This is a genomic window from Streptomyces sp. NPDC002265 (assembly GCF_040296125.1).
GTDB lineage: Bacteria > Actinomycetota > Actinomycetes > Streptomycetales > Streptomycetaceae > Streptomyces.
Map to the genome: position 1 here is coordinate 1 of NZ_JBEOWS010000206.1, position 17,285 is coordinate 17,285.

Sequence of the window (17,285 nt, forward strand, 5' to 3'; positions counted from 1 at the left end):
CCGCGGCCACCGCGTCGCGGGTGCCGATGGTCTCCGGGAAGTGATAGCCGGTGTCGAGGAAGACCACGGCCACTCCCGGCTTCACCCGGGCCGCCGCCGAGGAGTTCCCCGACGGCCCGTCGACGTCACCGGATCCCGCGCCCGACCCGCACCGCCCCCGGCGGCCCGGCTGTCGCGCCCGCGGCCGTACCCGTGTCCATCGCCGTGCCCGTCGCCGTTACGACGCTGCCAGCACGCCCGTCCGGTAGATCGTGCCCGTGCAGGCGTTGGACACCGCGACCGAGGCCGTCGGCGAGCCCGCCTCCGGGGTGTACGAGGCGACCACACTGCCGTCGGCCGTGCCGTCCGCCCTGATCGTCTGTGCGGAGGTGCCGGTGTCGCCGCCGGTGGTGGAGCCCGACGCGGCGCTCCCTCCGCTGGGGCTCGGGCTCGGGGCGGGGGTGCCGCCGCCGCTGTCGGAGCCGTTGCCCGCGCCGGTGGTGGGACAGGTAGCCGAGGGCACCCAGGCGAACTTCACCTCGTAGGCGGAGCCGGGCGCGATGGTCAGCTGGGGGACGTAGAGCGACGGGTCGGGCAGTCCGGCCGCCGCGTCGCCCGCGGCATGTTCCACGACGGTGATCCGGGTGGCGTCCGCGGCCCCCTGGGCGAGCAGCGAGACGCTGCCGGGCCCGCCGACCGTACAGCCCGTGGTGGAGACGTTGGCGACCCGGAAGGTGCCGTAGACGACGCCGGCCGAGTCGGGGACCTCGGCGGTCGCGCTGCTGGAGCCGAGCTGGCCGGCGGTGCAGACGGGGTCGGTCTGCGTGCTGCTGGCGGTGGGGTCGGCGGAGGCGCCGGTGGCGTTGCCGGGGTCCTTGCTCTGGCCGGTGTCCTTGGGGCCGTCCTGGCCGGTTCCGGTCTTGCCGCCGCTCCCGCCGGAGATGCCGGCGCCGCCGTCCGGGTTCTTGCCCGAGGTGGCACCGCCCTGCGCCTGGGAGCTGTCGGCCGCGATCGACGGGTCGGCGTCGGAGGCGCCGGAGTAGGAGACGTGCAGCAGGGCGGGGATGGCGGTGCCGACGAAGAGGGCGGCGGCCGCCATGCCGACGGCTGCCTGCCGCTTGCGCGCCCGGCGGGCGGGTACCGCGCGCCGCAGATGGTCCAGGGTGCCGTCGCGCGGCTCCATGTCCCGGACGGCCTCGTGCAGCAGGCTGCGGAGCGCCAGCTCGCCCGAGTCGAGCCCGGCCGGGCTCTTTTCGTCAGGGCTGTGGTTCACGGTTCCGTTCCCAGCGTGCGATTGCTTCGGTCCTTGCTCGTGCGGCGACGTCATCGGCTCGTGCCACGCGTACGGCTCGTGCCGCTCATGGGAGTCCCTGCCCTCGGCTTCTTCCCTCACGCCGTCGCCTCCATGGCGACGCGCAGGGCCGCGATGCCACGGGACCCGTACGCCTTCACCGAGCCCAGCGAGATGCCGAGCGCCTCGGCGACCTGGGCCTCGGTCATGTCCGCGAAGTAGCGCAGCACCAGCACCTCGCGCTGGCGGCGCTGGAGGCCCTTCATCGCCTTGATCAGGGAGTCGCGCTCCAGCTGGTCGTAGGCCCCTTCCTCGGCGCTCGCCATGTCCGGCATCGGCTTGGAGAGCAGCTTGAGGCCGAGGATGCGCCGGCGCAGCGCGGAGCGGGAGAGGTTGACGACCGTCTGGCGCAGATAGGCGAGGGTCTTCTCCGGATCGCGCACGCGCTTGCGGGCCGAGTGGACGCGGATGAACGCCTCCTGGACGACGTCCTCGCAGGAGGCGGTGTCGTCGAGCAGGAGCGCCGCGAGTCCGAGCAGCGAGCGGTAGTGGGCGCGGTAGGTCTCGGTGAGGTGGTCGACGGTCGTGCCGGCCGCAACGGTGTCGTCGGCGCCGTCACGCTGGCTCGGGATGCGGGCGGGCCGCGCTGCGGGCACGGGCGAGATCACCGGCATGCCGCCGGGCATGCGCGGCGGTCGGGGCGGGCGCAGCACGATGCCGCGGGGCGCCGCTGTGAGTTCGAGTACCTCTGCCACGCCAGTTGGACACGCTCCCCCCGGTGAGGGTTGTACGTGCCGGGCGTCACTTTTACTTTCGCGTCGGCTGTGCCGGCCGACGGTCTCGCGTCAGGCAGCACAACGAACGTTGCCTCGATTGCCCTCATGCGTCCCGCTCTTCCCCTATGTCGATACGCGGGCGTCCCCACTCCCGCGCCACGGTGTCCCCACGCCTGGATCACACACGCCCCCACACCCGGAAGGGCGACCGCAAAGACGCTCCCCGCCCTCGGCGCGGTTGCGGAGGACGGGGAGAAAATCTTCGGTCGTGCGGGCCTCATGATCAAGTGGTTTGGACCACCGGTCCGCCCCACCCGCCTCACAAGCACCGCACACGCGACACATGGATAGTACAAAGAAGAACACCTGGATAGTACAAATAAGATGGCCGCGGCCAGGCATCATCCCCGGCGGCCGGCCCCTCAGCCGAGCTCGGCCGCCACCAGTTCGGCGATCTGCGCGGTGTTGAGCGCGGCGCCCTTGCGCAGATTGTCGCCGCACACGAACAGTTCCAGCGCGGTCGGGTCGTCCAGCGACCGGCGCACCCGCCCGACCCAGGTCGGATCCGTGCCGACCACGTCGGCGGGCGTCGGGAACTCGCCGGCGCCCGGATCGTCGTACAGGACGACCCCGGGGGCGGTGGCGAGGATCTCCCGGGCCCGCCCCACGGTCACCTCGCGTTCGAAGCGGGCGTGCACGGTGAGCGAGTGCGTGGTCACCACCGGGACCTGTACGCACGTCACCGCGACGGGCAGCTCCGGCAGTCCGAGGATCTTGCGGGACTCGTCCCGCACCTTCATCTCCTCCGACGACCAGCCGTCCGCGCGCAGCGATCCGACCCACGGCACGACGTTCAGGGCCACCGGCTCGGGGAAGGGCCCGGTGTCGTCCCCGACGGCCCGGCGCACATCACCGGGGCCCGACCCCAGCTCGGTGCCGACGACCAGGGACAGCTGCCGCCGCAGGGTCTCGACGCCCGCCCGTCCGGCGCCGCTCACCGCCTGGTACGACGAGACGGCCAGCGCGTGCAGCCCGAACTCGGCGTGCAGCGCGCCCAGCGCCACGATCATGGACAGGGTCGTGCAGTTCGGGCTGGCGACGATCCCGCGCGGCCGCACCCGCGCCCGGTGCGCGTTGACCTCGGGCACCACGAGCGGCACCTCGGGATCCATCCGGAAGGCGGCGGAGTTGTCCACGACCACCACGCCCCTGGCCGCGGCGAGCGGGGCCCAGTGCGCGGCGACCTCGTCGGGCACGTCGAACATGGCGACGTCGATCCCGTCGAAGGCCTCCTCCGACAGGGCCACCACCTCGACCTCCTCACCACGCACGGCCAGCTTGCGGCCGGCCGAGCGCGGCGAGGCGATCAGACGGATCTCGCCCCAGATGTCCGCGTGCTGGGACAGGATCTGGAGCATGACGGTGCCGACGGCGCCGGTCGCTCCCACGACCGCCAGCGCCGGCCGTGCGGAGCGACCGGTTGCGGTCATCAGCGGCCGGTGCCTCCGTAGACGACGGCCTCGTCGCTGTCGGAGTCCAGGCCGAAGGCGGTGTGCACCGCGCGGACGGCCTCCGGCACGTCGTCGGCACGGGTGACGACCGAGATGCGGATCTCGGAGGTGGAGATCAGCTCGATGTTCACGCCCGCGTCGGACAGTGCCTCGAAGAAGGACGCCGTGACACCCGGGTTGGTCTTCATGCCGGCGCCGACGAGGGAGATCTTGCCGATCTGGTCGTCGTAGCGCAGCGAGTCGAAGCCGATGCCCGACCGGTTGCGCTCCAGGGCGTCGATGGCCTTGCGGCCCTCGGTCTTCGGCAGGGTGAAGGAGATGTCCGTCAGGCCGGTCGCGGCCGCGGACACGTTCTGCACGACCATGTCGATGTTGACCTGGGCGTCGGCGATGGTGCGGAAGATCGCGGCGGCCTCGCCCGGCTTGTCCGGCACGCCGACGACCGTGATCTTGGCCTCGGAGGTGTCGTGCGCGACACCGGAGATGATGGCCTGCTCCACCTTCTGGACCCCTTGCTTCGGCTCGTTGCTGACCCAGGTGCCCTGGAGTCCCGAGAAGGACGAGCGCACATGGATCGGGATGTTGTAGCGGCGGGCGTACTCCACACAGCGGTGGAGCAGCACCTTGGAGCCGGACGCGGCGAGCTCCAGCATGTCCTCGAAGGAGATCCAGTCGATCTTCTTCGCCTTCTTCACCACCCGCGGGTCGGCGGTGAACACGCCGTCGACGTCGGTGTAGATCTCGCAGACCTCGGCGTCGAGGGCGGCGGCCAGGGCCACGGCCGTGGTGTCGGACCCGCCGCGCCCGAGCGTGGTGATGTCCTTCTTGTCCTGGCTGACACCCTGGAAGCCGGCGACGATGGCGATGTTGCCCTCGTCCAGCGCGGTGCGGATCCGGCCCGGCGTGACGTCGATGATCCGGGCTTTGTTGTGGACCGAGTCGGTGATGACGCCTGCCTGGCTGCCGGTGAACGACTGGGCCTCGTGGCCCAGGTTTTTGATCGCCATGGCCAGCAGTGCCATGGAGATACGCTCTCCGGCGGTCAGCAGCATGTCGAACTCACGCCCGGCAGGCATCGGGGATACCTGCTCGGCGAGATCGATCAGCTCGTCCGTCGTGTCGCCCATCGCGGAAACGACGACGACCACCTGGTGGCCGTTCTTCTTCGCTTCCACGATTCGCTTGGCGACGCGCTTGATGCCCTCGGCATCGGCTACGGAGGAGCCTCCGTACTTCTGCACGACAAGGCCCACGTGCGCTCCTCGCTCAGTTTTGTCTGATTTCCCGCACATACGCCGGTGTACTGCGGGGTCGGCTCAGTCTAACGAGCGCCCGAATTTCACCTCCGCGGTATCGCATGGTGAGATGTCCGGCCGCCCGCTCGTACCCAGAACACTCCCTGCCCACTGACACCCGCGGCACACAAACGGGGGCTGTGATTCAGCTTGCAGAGGCGGTAGGGGCAGAGGCGGTAGGGCAGAGGCGGTCGGGCGGCTGCGCGAGGGCGGAGCCGGGATCCCGGGCCTGGGATCCCCGCCCCCTCGCACCGACGGGCCCTAGGAGACCGGACCGAGCCCCAGCGGGCCCGCGATCTCCTGCGCCATGACCCGGCCGGCCTCGATCTCCAGCGCGTCGTCGCTCACGTCCTGGTCCGTGTCCAGGCCGTCCAGCTCCTCCAGGGGCTGGTCCAGCCGGACGTGGGCCAGCACCGAGTGCAGCGCCCTGAGCGTGGCCGAGGCCGTCGAGCCCCAGTTGGAGAAGTAGGAGAACTGCCACCACCACAGGGCCTCCGTGGTGCGGCCCGCGCGGTAGTGGGCCATGCCGTGGCGCAGGTCGGTGATGACGTTCGCGAGGTCGTCGGAGATCCGGGCCGGGACCGGCGCCTTGCGGGGCTCGTAGGGGTCGAAGACCTCCGAGTAGACGTCGATCGGGTCCAGCAGGCGGGCCAGGTTCTCGCGCAGGTCGTCCACGTCCGGCTCCGGGCCCGAGTCGGGCTCGTAGCGCTCGTCGGGGACGATGTCCTCGTGCGCGCCGAGCCGGCCGCCCGCCAGCAGCAGCTGGGAGACCTCCAGCAGGAGGAAGGGAACGGTCGAACCGGGTTCGTCGCCCTTCGCGACCTCGGTGACGGCTACCAGGAAGCTCTCGATCTGGTCCGCGATCTGGACCGCGAAGTCGTCCGGACTCGGCTCGATCGCGTGCAGCGTGGCGTCAGACATCTAGGAGTCGTCTCCCCTCGAAGGCGCGGCCGAGAGTGACCTCGTCCGCGTATTCCAGGTCGCCACCCACCGGGAGGCCGCTGGCCAGGCGGGTGACCTTCAGGCCCATGGGCTTGATCATGCGGGCGAGATACGTCGCTGTCGCCTCGCCCTCGAGATTCGGGTCCGTGGCCAGGATCAGCTCGGTGACCGCGCCGTCGGCCAGGCGGGCCAGGAGTTCCCGTATCCGCAGGTCGTCCGGTCCCACGCCCTCGATCGGGCTGATCGCGCCGCCGAGGACGTGGTAGCGGCCGCGGAACTCACGGGTGCGCTCGATGGCCACGACGTCCTTGGGCTCCTCGACGACACAGATGACGGTGGTGTCGCGGCGGCTGTCGCGGCAGATCCCGCACAGCTCCTCCTGCGCCACGTTGCCGCAGGTCGCACAGAAGCGGACCTTCGCCTTCACTTCGAGGAGGGCGTGCGCGAGCCGGCGGACGTCCGTCGGCTCCGCCTGGAGGATGTGGAAGGCGATCCGCTGCGCGCTCTTGGGACCGACGCCGGGGAGCCGCCCCAGCTCGTCGATGAGGTCCTGGACCACGCCTTCGTACAACGGACTGCCCTTCCTGGGTTTCGCTTCCTGGGTCTTCGAGGACTTTCAGTACGTACCGTAGTTGGCCGTCGCCCGTTCGAGGAAGGCGGTACGGGCCTGACTCGGTACGAACGTCAGAACGGCAGGCCGGGGATGCCGCTGCCGCCGCCCAGCCCCTGCGCCAGCGGGCCGAGCTTCTGCTGCTGGAGGGTCTGCGCGTTCTCGTTGGCCGCCTGGACCGCCGCGACGACCAGGTCGGCGAGGGTCTCGGTGTCCTCCGGATCCACCGCCTTCGGGTCGATCTTCAGGGCGCGCAGCTCGCCGGACCCCGTCACGGTCGCCCGCACCAGGCCGCCACCCGACTGACCGTCGACCTCCGTCCGCGCCAGTTCCTCCTGCGCCCGTGCCAGGTCCTGCTGCATCTTCTGGGCCTGCTGGAGCAGCTGCTGCATATTGGGCTGGCCACCACCGGGAATCACGATCAGCTCCTGGTTTCGTACGGCTGTCGGGGCGAGGTTTTCCTCGCCTGGCACGAGCCTACGTGGTCCAGGCAGGCATCGCCCTGGCACTCTTTCGAGTGACACGATTGTCCGTCCTATACCTGATCAAGCCCCTCTTCCAGGCGGAAAAGCATGGAAACCGGCCTCTTCGCCACCCATTGGGCAGTAGGAAGGATGCGGCGCATCAGCATCAGACGTCACGGTGGCGCGATGTGAGGATGTCAGTACGTCACGCAACGTGATCGGTCGGGATCAGTAGGGAGTGCCGGGTGGGTCAGCCGGAGATGCAGCCCGAGGGTCCGCCTCAGGACGGGCGCGGCGAGGGCCCGGCCGGGCCGCGGCCGGGCGATCTGACCGGGCGGGCGTTCCCGTCCGGCGACTGGGGCGAGCCCGCCACGCGGCTGGACGAGCTGTACCGGTGGGTGGAGCGCGGGGCGCTGGAGACCGCCGCCTGGTACCTGTCCGACCGGGTGGGCAAGCGGCGGGTCGCCTGGGCGCTGCGCACCGGTGCCGCGACCGGGGCGGCCGCGGGGGCCGCGCTGCCGTTCCTGGACTTCACCGGGGTCGCCGACGGGCTGGCGCCCTGGGGGTATCTCGCGCTGCTGCTGGCGGGGGCGTGCGTGGGCGTCGACCGGTTCTTCGGGGTGACGTCGGGATGGATAAGGGACGTGGCGACCGCGCAGGCGATCCAGCGGCGGCTCCAGCTGCTCCAGTTCGACTGGGCCTCGGAGAGCGTGCGGGAGGTGCTGGGACCGGCGGAGGGCACCGCCAGCGAGGCCGCCGAACGCTGCCTGGGCGTGCTGCGGCGGTTCTCGGAGGACGTGACCGAGCTGGTGCGCACGGAGACCGCCGACTGGATGGTGGAGTTCCGCACCGGGTCGGCACCGCTGGGCATCCAGTCGGCGATGGCCTCCGTGCCCCGGCAGGACACCGGGTCCGGACCGGGCCGCTTCCCCCTGCCACCGGGCCCGACCCGGCCGAACATGCCACGGCAGCGCCCGCCCGAACCTCGCTGAACCGGGCGGCCGGTACAGGTACAGACGCGGACATGGACACGGGCATGGACACGGACGCCTAAGCGCAGAGCTTCATGCCCTCCGGCGTCCAGCACGGTATGTGCCCATGGGTGCGGATCACGTCCTGGCCGTTGCCGCGCGCGAGATAGGTCAGGAAGCTCGACGCCAGCGAGTCGGCCGGGGGGCGGCCGTAGGTGTAGGCGTACTCGATCTCCCGGTAGGGGTAGTCGCTCGTGCCGTGCTCGATGGCGTCGACGGACGGCGGGTCGGCGTCGAGGTCCACATGGTGCAGGCCCGGCGCGCGGTCGGCCGCGTTGAGCTCGCTGTAGCCGATCGCGCCGGGCAGGTCGGCGACCGTCGACAGCACCTGGTCCGTCGAGTCCAGCTCGCAGCGGATCACCGGGGCCGTCGGGTCGTCCTTGTGGACGCAGTCGACGGAGGAGTTCGCGATCTCGCCCCGGCCCAGCACCCGGCGCTGGAAGACCTGCCGGGTCCCGGAGTTGGCGTCCCGGCTGACCATGCGCACGGCCAGGTCCGGCCCGCCCAGCTGCCGCCAGTCGGTGATCTCGCCGCGGTACAGCCGCCGTACGTCCCGCGTCGACAGGTTCTTCAGCGGGACGTCGTCGTTGACGACGAGCGCGAAGACGGACACGGCGATCCGGTTCTCGCGCAGTTCGGGCATGCCGGCGGGCTTGGGTCCGTCGGAGAGGGCGATCAGGGACGGCGCGCCCTTGCCGTTCTCACCGTTCTTGCCGTCCTGGCCGGCCTCCGCCAGGTCCCGGATGCCCGCCGTCGAACCGTGCGCGTCGACCACCACCGTCGACCCCGCGCAGTCCTGCTGGTACTTCTGCGCGACCTCCTTCAGCACCGGGGCGAAGGCCGTCGAGCCGGTGACCGTCAGGGTGCCGTGCGCGCAGCCGATGGGCGGCGGGGTCCCGTCGCCGGACACGACAATGCCGGCGAGGGTCAGCACGCTGAGCGTGAGCATGATGGTGATCATCCGGGCCGCCCGGCTGAACAGGGGCGGCTTCTCGTCCGGGGTCGCGCTGCGGTTGGGGTGCACCTCCCCGTCCCGGATGCCGCCGCTGAGCCGGATCTCGCAGCCCACGTCGCCGCCGGAGAGCAGCACGAGCAGCTTGAAATGGTCGCCCCGGTTGAGCGGGACGCGCGGGATGCGCAGGGTGTTGCCCTCGTAGCCGAGCCCGGCGGCCGGGGTGAAGTGGTCCATGAGGTGGTCGGTCCCGGACGGCTGGGTGACCGAGACGCCCCGGATGGTGCGCTCGGTGAACACCGCTGTCAGACCGTGGAGTTCACGTCCGGTGTAGTCGTTGTCGGCGATGCTCTGCGAACCGTCGTTCTCTATCCGCAGCAGGACCAGCGTGGCGTCCGCCATCCCCGGGGCCTCGTCGAACAGGCCCAGCCGCCTGTTGGCCCGGCCCGATCTGACGTCGTCGCCGATCGGGTTGTCCATCTGTACGCGGTAGCCGATCCGCTTGCGGCGCGGCACCCGGCGCTCGTACCAGACCATGACACCCGACGCGACGATGCCGAGGACCGCCGTCCCCACGGCCACGACGTTCTCTGCGCTCAGCCACTCCACCGTGGGTGCCCCCGCTGCCCCGAGCCGAAATCGTGCGGTCACCGTAAGGCCGCGCGAACGGGCATTCCAGGCCACGCCTGTGAAGTTCGCCGTACGTTCAACTACGCCTGCGACCGAGGGCACTTGCTCACCCTCTGACGTACGTCAGCGACTCCCCCGTGCTGGTGTTCACGCGCTCCAGGGCGCCGCTCGGCAGCAGCGTGACCTCGGTCGCCGCACCGGGCGAGCAGGAGGAACGCGGCTCGCCGGACGTCACGGTGGACGGACCGATCTCCAACGGGCCGTCCGTGCCCGGCTTCCGGGTCAGGTGCGCGGTGAACTCGCAGTGGTACGTGCCCTGTCCCGCCGGTCCTTCGGCGACCAGCGTGAGCAGCGCCTCGCCCACCCGGCCCTGCCGGATCGTCAGCCGGCGGGTGTTCGGGCCGGCGGCGCTGTCGATCGTGGCGGCCCAGGTGCCGAGGTACGCCTCGGGCACGGCTCCGTCGGCGGGCGGCTCGGAGGCGGGCACCGAGCTCGCCGGGCTCCCGGAGGGGCCGGGGGCCGTGGGATGCGCCGAGGCGGGGGCGGTGGTCGGCGCGGCGGTGGGGCCGGTGCCGGGGCGTCCGCCCCCGCTCATCAGGGCGAACACCGAGCCGCCCGCGGCCAGCGCGACGACCAGGGCGATCACGACGAGGAGTGCCGTGGAGCGGCCGTCGCGCGGCGGCGGCTCCTGCGGGCCGCCGGGCGGGTGGAACACGGTCGCGCCGGCGGGCGGAGGGCTGTACGACGGGGCGGCGCCGGGGTCGCCGTAGGGGTGGTACGGCCCGTGCGGTGCGGGTGCGCCGTACTGGGGGCGGCCGTAGGCCGGGTGCTGCACGGGGTGCTGCTGCGGATGCTGGGGGTGGCCGTGGGCGGGCTGGACGGGGGCCGGGGCCGCCGCGTCCGTCCGTTGTGCCGGGGCCGGGGCGGGCGGTCTCCCGGCGCCCGTGTCCGCGGCGGAACCGTCGTCCGCGGCGGACGCGTGCTCGGGGGCGGCCTCGGGGGCGGGCGTGTGCCCGAAAGCGGCCTGTGGGGCGGGGGTGTACCCGGGGGCGGCCTGCGGGCCGGGAGCGGGAACGGTCTCCTGCGCGGGCGTGGTCCCCTCCGGAACCCCCGGAACCCCCGGAGCCCCCGGAGCCCCCGGAGCCCCCGAAACCTCCGGGCTCCCCTGACCGCCCGGGCCTCCCCGGCCGTTGCCGTCTCCACCGCCGTCCCGGGCTTCCCCGCCGTCCCAGACTTCCCCGCCGCCCCGGACTTCCCCGCCGCCCCGGACTTCCCCGCCGCCCGGCTGCGCGGCGTCCGCGGGGTTCTCCGTCTCCAGCAGCCGCATCGCGTGCCGGCCGAGCTGGGCCACCAGTGCCGCGGGCAGCCAGGGATCACGGGAGCGGCCGCCCACGACGGTGTCCTGCGCGCCCGTCCGCTCCAGGATCGTGGCGAGCGAGGGCCGGGCCGCCGGGTCCTTCCTCAGACAGGCGCGGACGAGTTCGGCGATGCCCTCGGGCACACCCGTCAGATCGGGTTCCTCCTGGGCGATGCGGAACATCTGGGCGTGCACCCCGCTGTCCGCGGGCCCGAAGGGCAGGGCGCCGGTCGCGGCGTACACGAGCAGCGAACCGAGGCAGAAGACGTCGCACGCGGGGGTGACCCGGTCGCCGCGCACCTGCTCGGGGGCCATGAAGCCGGGTGACCCGACGAGCGAGCCGGTGCGGGTCAGCCCGTTCTCGGTCGGTGTCTCCAGGGCCCGCGCGATCCCGAAGTCGATGACCCGCGGGCCGTCTATGGTCACCAGCACGTTGGACGGCTTGAGGTCGCGGTGGACGATCCCGGCGGCGTGGATGTCCCCGAGCGCCTGGGCGAGCCCGGCGGCGAGGACACGCACCGACCGCTCGGGCAGGGCCCCGTGGTCCTGCCCGACGACCCGCTGGAGGCTCGGCCCGGCGACATAACCGGTGGCCACCCACGGCACCGCGGCCTCGGTGTCCGCGTCCAGCACCGGCGCGGTCCAGTGGCCGCCGACCCGGCTCGCGGCCTGCACCTCCTGGCGGAACCGGGCCCGGAACACCTCCTGTTCGGCCAGCTCCCGGCGCACCAGCTTCACCGCGACGGTCCGCCCCCGGTCCGAGCGCGCCAGATACACCTGGCCCATCCCGCCGGCCCCGAGCCGCGCCAGCAGCCGGTACCCGCCGATCTGCGGCGGATCCCCGGGCCTCAGCTTCTCCATGACTGCGCCGCCTTCCCCCCACAGGTGTGCAATGCAGCGAGAATAATCCGGTCCCCGGGCGAGTCGTCCGGGGGCGGCCCCCGAAGGGCTGCCGGCCCGCACCGGGCCCGGGGCCCGTCCCGGCCGCCGCCACACGTGGACAACCTGTCGCAAAAAGCGGTCGTCCGCAGACAGGACGCCACTGTCGCCCGCGTGGGGCGGACACTTACGCTCGCCGCCATGACGCCTCAGACCGACCCCCAGGCCGGCGCCGCCGTGAAGGCCGCGGACCGCGCGCACGTCTTCCACTCCTGGTCCGCCCAGGAGCTCATCGACCCGCTCGCCGTCGCCGGCGCGCAGGGGTCGTACTTCTGGGACTACGACGGCAACCGCTATCTCGACCTCACCAGCGGCCTCGTCTTCACGAACATCGGCTACCAGCACCCGAAGGTCGTCGCCACGATCCAGGAACAGGCCGCGACCCTGTCCACGTTCGCCCCGGCCTTCGCCGTCGAGGCCCGCTCGGAGGCGGCCCGGCTGATCGCCGAGCGCACCCCCGGCGACCTGGACAAGATCTTCTTCACCAACGGCGGCGCCGACGCCGTGGAGCACGCCGTGCGCATGGCCCGGCTGCACACCGGCCGCCCCAAGGTGCTCGCGGCGTACCGCTCGTACCACGGCGGCACCCAGCAGGCGATCAACATCACCGGCGACCCGCGCCGCTGGGCCTCCGACGGCGGCGCGGCCGGGGTCGTGCACTTCTGGGCGCCGTTCCTGTACCGCTCGCGCTTCTACGCCGAGACCGAGGAGCAGGAGTGCGCGCGGGCGCTGGAGCACCTGGAGACGACGATCGCCTTCGAGGGGCCCGCGACGATCGCCGCGATCATCCTGGAGAGCGTTCCGGGCACGGCCGGGATCATGGTGCCGCCGCCGGGCTATCTGGCCGGGGTGCGCGAGCTCTGCGACAAGTACGGGATCGTCTTCGTCCTGGACGAGGTCATGTCCGGGTTCGGGCGCACCGGTGAGTGGTTCGCGGCCGACCTGTTCGGCGTGGTGCCGGACCTGATGACCTTCGCCAAGGGCGTGAACTCCGGTTACGTGCCGCTGGGCGGGGTCGCGATCAGCGGTGCGATCGCGGAGACCTTCGCCAGGCGGCCCTACCCCGGCGGTCTGACGTACTCCGGTCACCCGCTGGCCTGTGCGGCCGCCGTCGCGACGATCAACGTGATGGCCGAGGAGGGGATCGTCGAGAACGCGGCGACGCTGGGCGAGTCCGTCGTCGGACCGGGGCTGCGGGAGCTGGCGCAGCGTCACCCGAGCGTCGGCGAGGTGCGCGGCGTCGGCATGTTCTGGGCGCTCGACCTGGTCAGGAACCGGGAGACCCGGGAACCCCTGGTGCCGTACAACGCCGCCGGTGAGGCGAACGCGCCGATGGCCGCGTTCGCCGCCGCCGCGAAGAAGAACGGCGTGTGGCCCTTCGTCAACATGAACCGGACCCACTTCGTGCCGCCGTGCAACGCGAGCGAGGCGGAACTGAAGGAGGGGCTGGCCGCCCTGGACGCCGCGCTCTCGGTGGCCGACGAACACACGGAGTGAACCCCTGGTCCGGGCGGTCGGGGAACCCGAACGCGTAAGGTGGCGTGCTCGTATACATGCACGAGCGCTGCGCACGAGCACGCCACCTGCCACGCGACGAGGGAGACCCCCTGACCATGCCCGGCCCCACCGGCAACGGCGCCGTGACCCGCAGTACCCTGCGCCAGCAGATCGCGGACGCGCTTCGTGACGAGGTGCTGGCCGGTCGCCTGCAGCCGGGGCAGGAGTTCACGGTGAAGGAGATCGCCGACCAGTACGGGGTCTCCGCGACCCCGGTGCGCGAGGCGCTGGTCGACCTCTCCGCACAGGGCCTCCTGGAGGCCGACCAGCACCGCGGTTTCCGCGTCCACGAGTACTCGTTCGAGGACTTCCGGGCCATCGTCGAGGCCCGCGGCCTGGTCACCGAAGGCATGTTCCACGCGCTCGAATCCGGCCACAAGCGGTTCCGGGACCTGTCGGACCCCCGGGTCGCCGCCGCCGTCGCGGCCGTCCGCCGCCGCGGCGAGGAGGCGCAGCGCGCCGCCGCCGCCGGTGACCTGGCCGTGCTGATCGGCTACGACCTGCGGTTCTGGCGTGAGCTCAGCGCCCTGTTCGGCAACCCCTACCTCGTCGACTTCCTGCACCGGCTGCGGGTTCAGTCCTGGGTGTGCGCGGTGCAGCACCTGCGTCACCAGGGCGACCTGCGCGGCCGGCTGTGGTCCGGCCACACCCGGCTGGTCGACGCCCTGGCCCAGTACGACACCACCGCCGCCCGGGCGATCATCGAGGAGTACAACGGGCACTCCCTGGCCCTCATCGAGCGGCAGGCGGAGGGATGAGCGGCGCCGGGGGAAACCGCGTCGACCTGACCGTCGTCGTACCCGCCTACAACGAGGAACAGCGGCTCGGTCCCACCCTCGACGCGATCACCCGCTGTCTGGACGAGCCCGAGGGCCGCTGGGGCGAGTGGGAGATCGTGGTCGCCGACGACGGCTCCACCGACGCCACCCGGGACATCGTCACCGCCCGCGAGGACCCCCGCATCCAGCTGATCGCGAGCCCCCGCAACCGGGGCAAGGGCCACGCCCTGCGGATCGGCGTGGCCGCCTCGCGCGGCCGGCGCGTGCTGGTCACGGACGCCGACCTGGCGGCGCCGATCGAGGAGCTGGAGAAGCTCGACAAGGCACTGGGCGAGGGCAACGCGGCGGCCGTCGGCTCCCGTTCGGTGCCGGGCGCGACGATCGGCCACCGCCAGCACCGGCTGCGCGAACTGCTGGGCCGCGCCGGGAACTTCCTGATACGCAGCGTCGCGGTCCCCGGGATACGCGACACCCAGTGCGGCTTCAAGCTGTTCGACGGCGACCGGGCGCGGGCCGCCTTCGCCGCCTCCCGCCTCGACGGCTGGGGCATAGACGTCGAGGTCCTCCAGTACTTCCGCCGCGCCGGCTGGCCGCTCGCCGAGGTCCCGGTCAGCTGGTCCCACCAGTCCGGGTCGAAGGTGCGGCCCCTCGACTACGTCCGGGTCCTCGGCGAACTCGGCCGGCTGAAGTTCCGCGCCCTGCGTCCCGCCGACGCCTTCGCGGTCCTGCTGTTCCTGCTGATGGCGACGGCCCTGTACTCGGGCCGCTTCTTCGACCCCTCCCACCGCTACCTCCCGGACTCCCTCCAGGACCAGAACCAGTGGGAATGGTTCTTCGCGGTGACCGCCGACAGCGTCGCCCATCTGCGCAACCCGCTCTTCACCGACCTCCAGGGCTTCCCGAACGGCGTCAACCTCATGGCCAACACGGTCATGCTGGGCCTGTCGGTGCCGTTCGCCCCGCTCACCCTGCTGTTCGGCCCGGCGCTCGCGCTGAGCCTGTGCATGACCCTGGGCCTGGCCGCCACCGCGGCCGCCTGGTACTGGCTGATCGTCAAGCGGGTCGTACGGCAGCGGACGGCGGCCTTCCTCGGCGCCTCGCTGGCCGCCTTCGCGCCGCCGATGGTCAGCCACGCCAACGCCCACCCCAACTTCGTGATCCTGTTCATGATCCCGCTGATCATCGACCGTGCGCTGCGGCTGTGCGCGGGCACCCGGGTGACCAGGGACGCGGTGGTCCTGGGCCTGATGACGGCCTACCAGGTGTTCCTCGGCGAGGAGCCGCTGCTGCTCGCGGCGGTCGGGATGCTGCTGTTCGCCGGCGCCTACGGGCTGCTGCGCCGGGACGTGGCGAAGGCGGCCGGGCGGCCGCTGCTGCGGGGCCTGCCGATCGCCGCCGCGGTCTGTCTGCCGATCATCTGTTACCCGCTGGCCTGGCAGTTCACCGGGCCGCAGAGCTACCAGAGCGTCCTGCACGGCACCGGCGCCGGCAACAGCCCGCTCGCCCTGCTCGCCTTCGCCGAACGCTCCCTGATCGCGGGCGACGCCGTGCGCGCGAACGCCCTCTCGCTGAACCCGACCGAGCAGAACGCCTTCTACGGCTGGCCGCTGGTCCTGCTCGCCTTCGCGATCGTCGTACGGCTGTGGGAGCGGGCCCTGGTCAAGGCGCTGGCGTTCACCGCGCTGGCGGCGGCCCTCCTGTCGATGGGCCCGAGGATCCGCGTCCCGCTCACCGAAACGGTCCTGCCCGGCCCCTGGGCCCTGCTGGCGGACAAGCCGCTGTTCGAGTCGGTCATCGAGGGCCGGTTCGCGATGGTCTGCGCCCCCGTCCTCGGCATGCTCCTGGCGCTCGCGATCGAACGGCTGGCCACCGTCCGCCGGATCGGCACGGTCTACTCCGGACTGCTGGCCGTCTCGCTCGCCCTGCTCCCGCTGATCCCCGCGCCCCTGAAGTCGACGGAACGCGCGGACGTCCCCGCCTTCATCAAGGACGGTCTGTGGAAGTCGTACGTCCGCGACGGCGAGAGCCTGGTCCCGGTGCCGCTGCCCGACCCCGGCAACGCGGAGGCCCTGCACTGGCAGACGGTCGCGGGCCTCGGCTTCAAGCTGCCCGGCGGCTACTTCAACGGCCCCTACGGCGAGGACCGCATCGGCATCTACGGCGCCGCCCCGCGCGAGACCTCCAGCCTGCTGCGGGACATCCGCTACTCGGGCAAGGTCCCGGTGATCGGCAAGAACTGGAAGGCGCAGGCCGCGGGGGACTTCGCCTTCTGGAAGGCGGGCGCGCTCGTCCTCGCCCCGCAGCCCAACGACACCCAGCTGCGCCAGGCCCTGGAGAAGCTGGTCGGCCGGCCCGGTAGGTGGACCGGCGGGGTGTGGGTATGGGACCTGCACAAGGGGAGCTGAACCCCTGCCGCACCGACTACTCTTCCCTTCCCTGACCACCGTGCTACACGTTGAGCGAGGAGCTCTCTTTGGCCTGTGACCTGTGGCTGGTACCGCTCGTCGACGTCTTGTGCCACACGCCCGACAACCCGTTCGCCGAGGAACTCGCGCAGTACAACAAGGTGCTCGCCGAGGCCGGACTGCCGCCGGTGCCGGTGTACCAGTACATGCCGGGCCTGTCCGGCGAGGTCGCTCCGGTGGCGGGCTTCGACTACGACGCCCTGCACTTCCTGCGCCGCGCCTACCTCCTCCAGGTGTGCGGACTGCCGGTGACGCCGGTGGACGACCTGGGCGGCGACTACGAGCAGCTCCTGGAGATGTTCGAGGCGACGGCCCAGCAGTCGCACCTGGTCTGGCACTACGACCACGCGGGCGCCTATGTGCCGGTGGACTTCCCGCGGCCGCTGGCCGACGACGACCTCCTCGCCGGCGGCGGCCCGCTGGGCTCCTCGCAGTCCCTGCTGCGGGAACTGGAGCTGGTCGCCCCGGTGATCGGCATCGACGCGGCCAACCCGCCCCTCACCCCCGAACCCCCGCCCACCCCGACGGAGCTGGAGCAGCCCGCCGCCCCGGCGCCGTACGACCCCAGCCCCTTCGCCCGCGAACGGCACGTCTGGCTGGGGCTGCACGCGGCCGCGACCCGGAGCCTCGCGCAGGGCTCGATGATCGTGTTCAGCTGACCCGGCACCGGCCCGCGCACGAGCTGAGGGGCGCCCCGAAGGGCGCCC

General features: G+C 72.2%; 14 protein-coding genes and 1 pseudogene. 5 read left to right on the top strand and 10 right to left on the bottom strand.

The window, feature by feature from the left end:
* The 8 genes and pseudogenes from ABT085_RS29580 to ABT085_RS29615 all read right to left on the bottom strand — a co-directional run.
* A pseudogene (locus ABT085_RS29580) lies at positions 1-94 on the bottom strand (phosphoadenosine phosphosulfate reductase domain-containing protein); the annotation flags it as partial.
* Positions 95-217: 123 nt separating this feature from the next.
* Positions 218-1,252, bottom strand: a complete 1,035-nt coding sequence (locus ABT085_RS29585) for a hypothetical protein (RefSeq protein WP_351614483.1) — start codon at positions 1,250-1,252, stop codon at positions 218-220.
* 116 nt (positions 1,253-1,368) lie between these two features.
* Complete coding sequence (locus tag ABT085_RS29590) at positions 1,369-1,944, bottom strand: SigE family RNA polymerase sigma factor (RefSeq protein WP_351614516.1); 576 nt, start codon at positions 1,942-1,944, stop codon at positions 1,369-1,371.
* A 524-nt stretch (positions 1,945-2,468) separates the two neighbouring features.
* The gene (locus ABT085_RS29595) at positions 2,469-3,536 is read right to left on the bottom strand and encodes an aspartate-semialdehyde dehydrogenase (RefSeq protein WP_351614486.1); all 1,068 of its coding nucleotides are present in this window, start codon (positions 3,534-3,536) and stop codon (positions 2,469-2,471) included.
* On the bottom strand, positions 3,536-4,810 hold the full coding sequence (locus ABT085_RS29600) for an aspartate kinase (protein WP_351614492.1): 1,275 nt from the start codon (positions 4,808-4,810) through the stop codon (positions 3,536-3,538). The genes ABT085_RS29595 and ABT085_RS29600 overlap by 1 nt, the downstream gene beginning before the upstream one ends.
* A gap of 303 nt (positions 4,811-5,113) precedes the next feature.
* Positions 5,114-5,773, bottom strand: coding sequence for a DUF5063 domain-containing protein (locus ABT085_RS29605; RefSeq protein WP_351614494.1), 660 nt, complete (start codon positions 5,771-5,773; stop codon positions 5,114-5,116).
* Positions 5,766-6,365: a recombination mediator RecR gene (gene recR, locus ABT085_RS29610; protein WP_351614497.1), complete on the bottom strand. Its 600-nt coding sequence runs from the start codon at positions 6,363-6,365 to the stop codon at positions 5,766-5,768. Before recR ends, ABT085_RS29605 begins: the two co-directional genes overlap by 8 nt.
* Before the next feature lie 113 nt (positions 6,366-6,478).
* Positions 6,479-6,823: a YbaB/EbfC family nucleoid-associated protein gene (locus ABT085_RS29615; RefSeq protein ID WP_351614518.1), complete on the bottom strand. Its 345-nt coding sequence runs from the start codon at positions 6,821-6,823 to the stop codon at positions 6,479-6,481.
* Between the two features lie 290 nt (positions 6,824-7,113).
* Between ABT085_RS29615 and ABT085_RS29620 the strand changes: the two genes are divergently transcribed.
* Positions 7,114-7,860: an SLATT domain-containing protein gene (locus ABT085_RS29620; protein ID WP_351614500.1), complete on the top strand. Its 747-nt coding sequence runs from the start codon at positions 7,114-7,116 to the stop codon at positions 7,858-7,860.
* Positions 7,861-7,918: 58 nt separating this feature from the next.
* Here ABT085_RS29620 and ABT085_RS29625 read toward each other — a convergent pair whose 3' ends face one another.
* The gene (locus tag ABT085_RS29625; protein ID WP_351614502.1) at positions 7,919-9,460 is read right to left on the bottom strand and encodes a substrate-binding domain-containing protein; all 1,542 of its coding nucleotides are present in this window, start codon (positions 9,458-9,460) and stop codon (positions 7,919-7,921) included.
* Positions 9,461-9,587: 127 nt separating this feature from the next.
* Positions 9,588-11,699, bottom strand: a complete 2,112-nt coding sequence (locus ABT085_RS29630; RefSeq protein WP_351614505.1) for a serine/threonine-protein kinase — start codon at positions 11,697-11,699, stop codon at positions 9,588-9,590.
* A gap of 219 nt (positions 11,700-11,918) precedes the next feature.
* Between ABT085_RS29630 and ABT085_RS29635 the strand changes: the two genes are divergently transcribed.
* From ABT085_RS29635 to ABT085_RS29650, 4 genes are all read left to right on the top strand, one after another.
* Positions 11,919-13,274: an aspartate aminotransferase family protein gene (locus tag ABT085_RS29635; protein WP_351614507.1), complete on the top strand. Its 1,356-nt coding sequence runs from the start codon at positions 11,919-11,921 to the stop codon at positions 13,272-13,274.
* A 116-nt stretch (positions 13,275-13,390) separates the two neighbouring features.
* On the top strand, positions 13,391-14,092 hold the full coding sequence (locus ABT085_RS29640) for a GntR family transcriptional regulator (RefSeq protein WP_351614510.1): 702 nt from the start codon (positions 13,391-13,393) through the stop codon (positions 14,090-14,092).
* Positions 14,089-16,518 (top strand): dolichyl-phosphate beta-glucosyltransferase, encoded by a 2,430-nt coding sequence (locus ABT085_RS29645; protein WP_351614512.1) that lies wholly within the window; start codon positions 14,089-14,091, stop codon positions 16,516-16,518. The genes ABT085_RS29640 and ABT085_RS29645 overlap by 4 nt, the downstream gene beginning before the upstream one ends.
* Positions 16,519-16,586: 68 nt before the next feature.
* On the top strand, positions 16,587-17,237 hold the full coding sequence (locus ABT085_RS29650) for a putative DNA-mimic protein (RefSeq protein ID WP_351614514.1): 651 nt from the start codon (positions 16,587-16,589) through the stop codon (positions 17,235-17,237).
* The last annotated feature ends 48 nt before the right edge of the window (positions 17,238-17,285 follow it).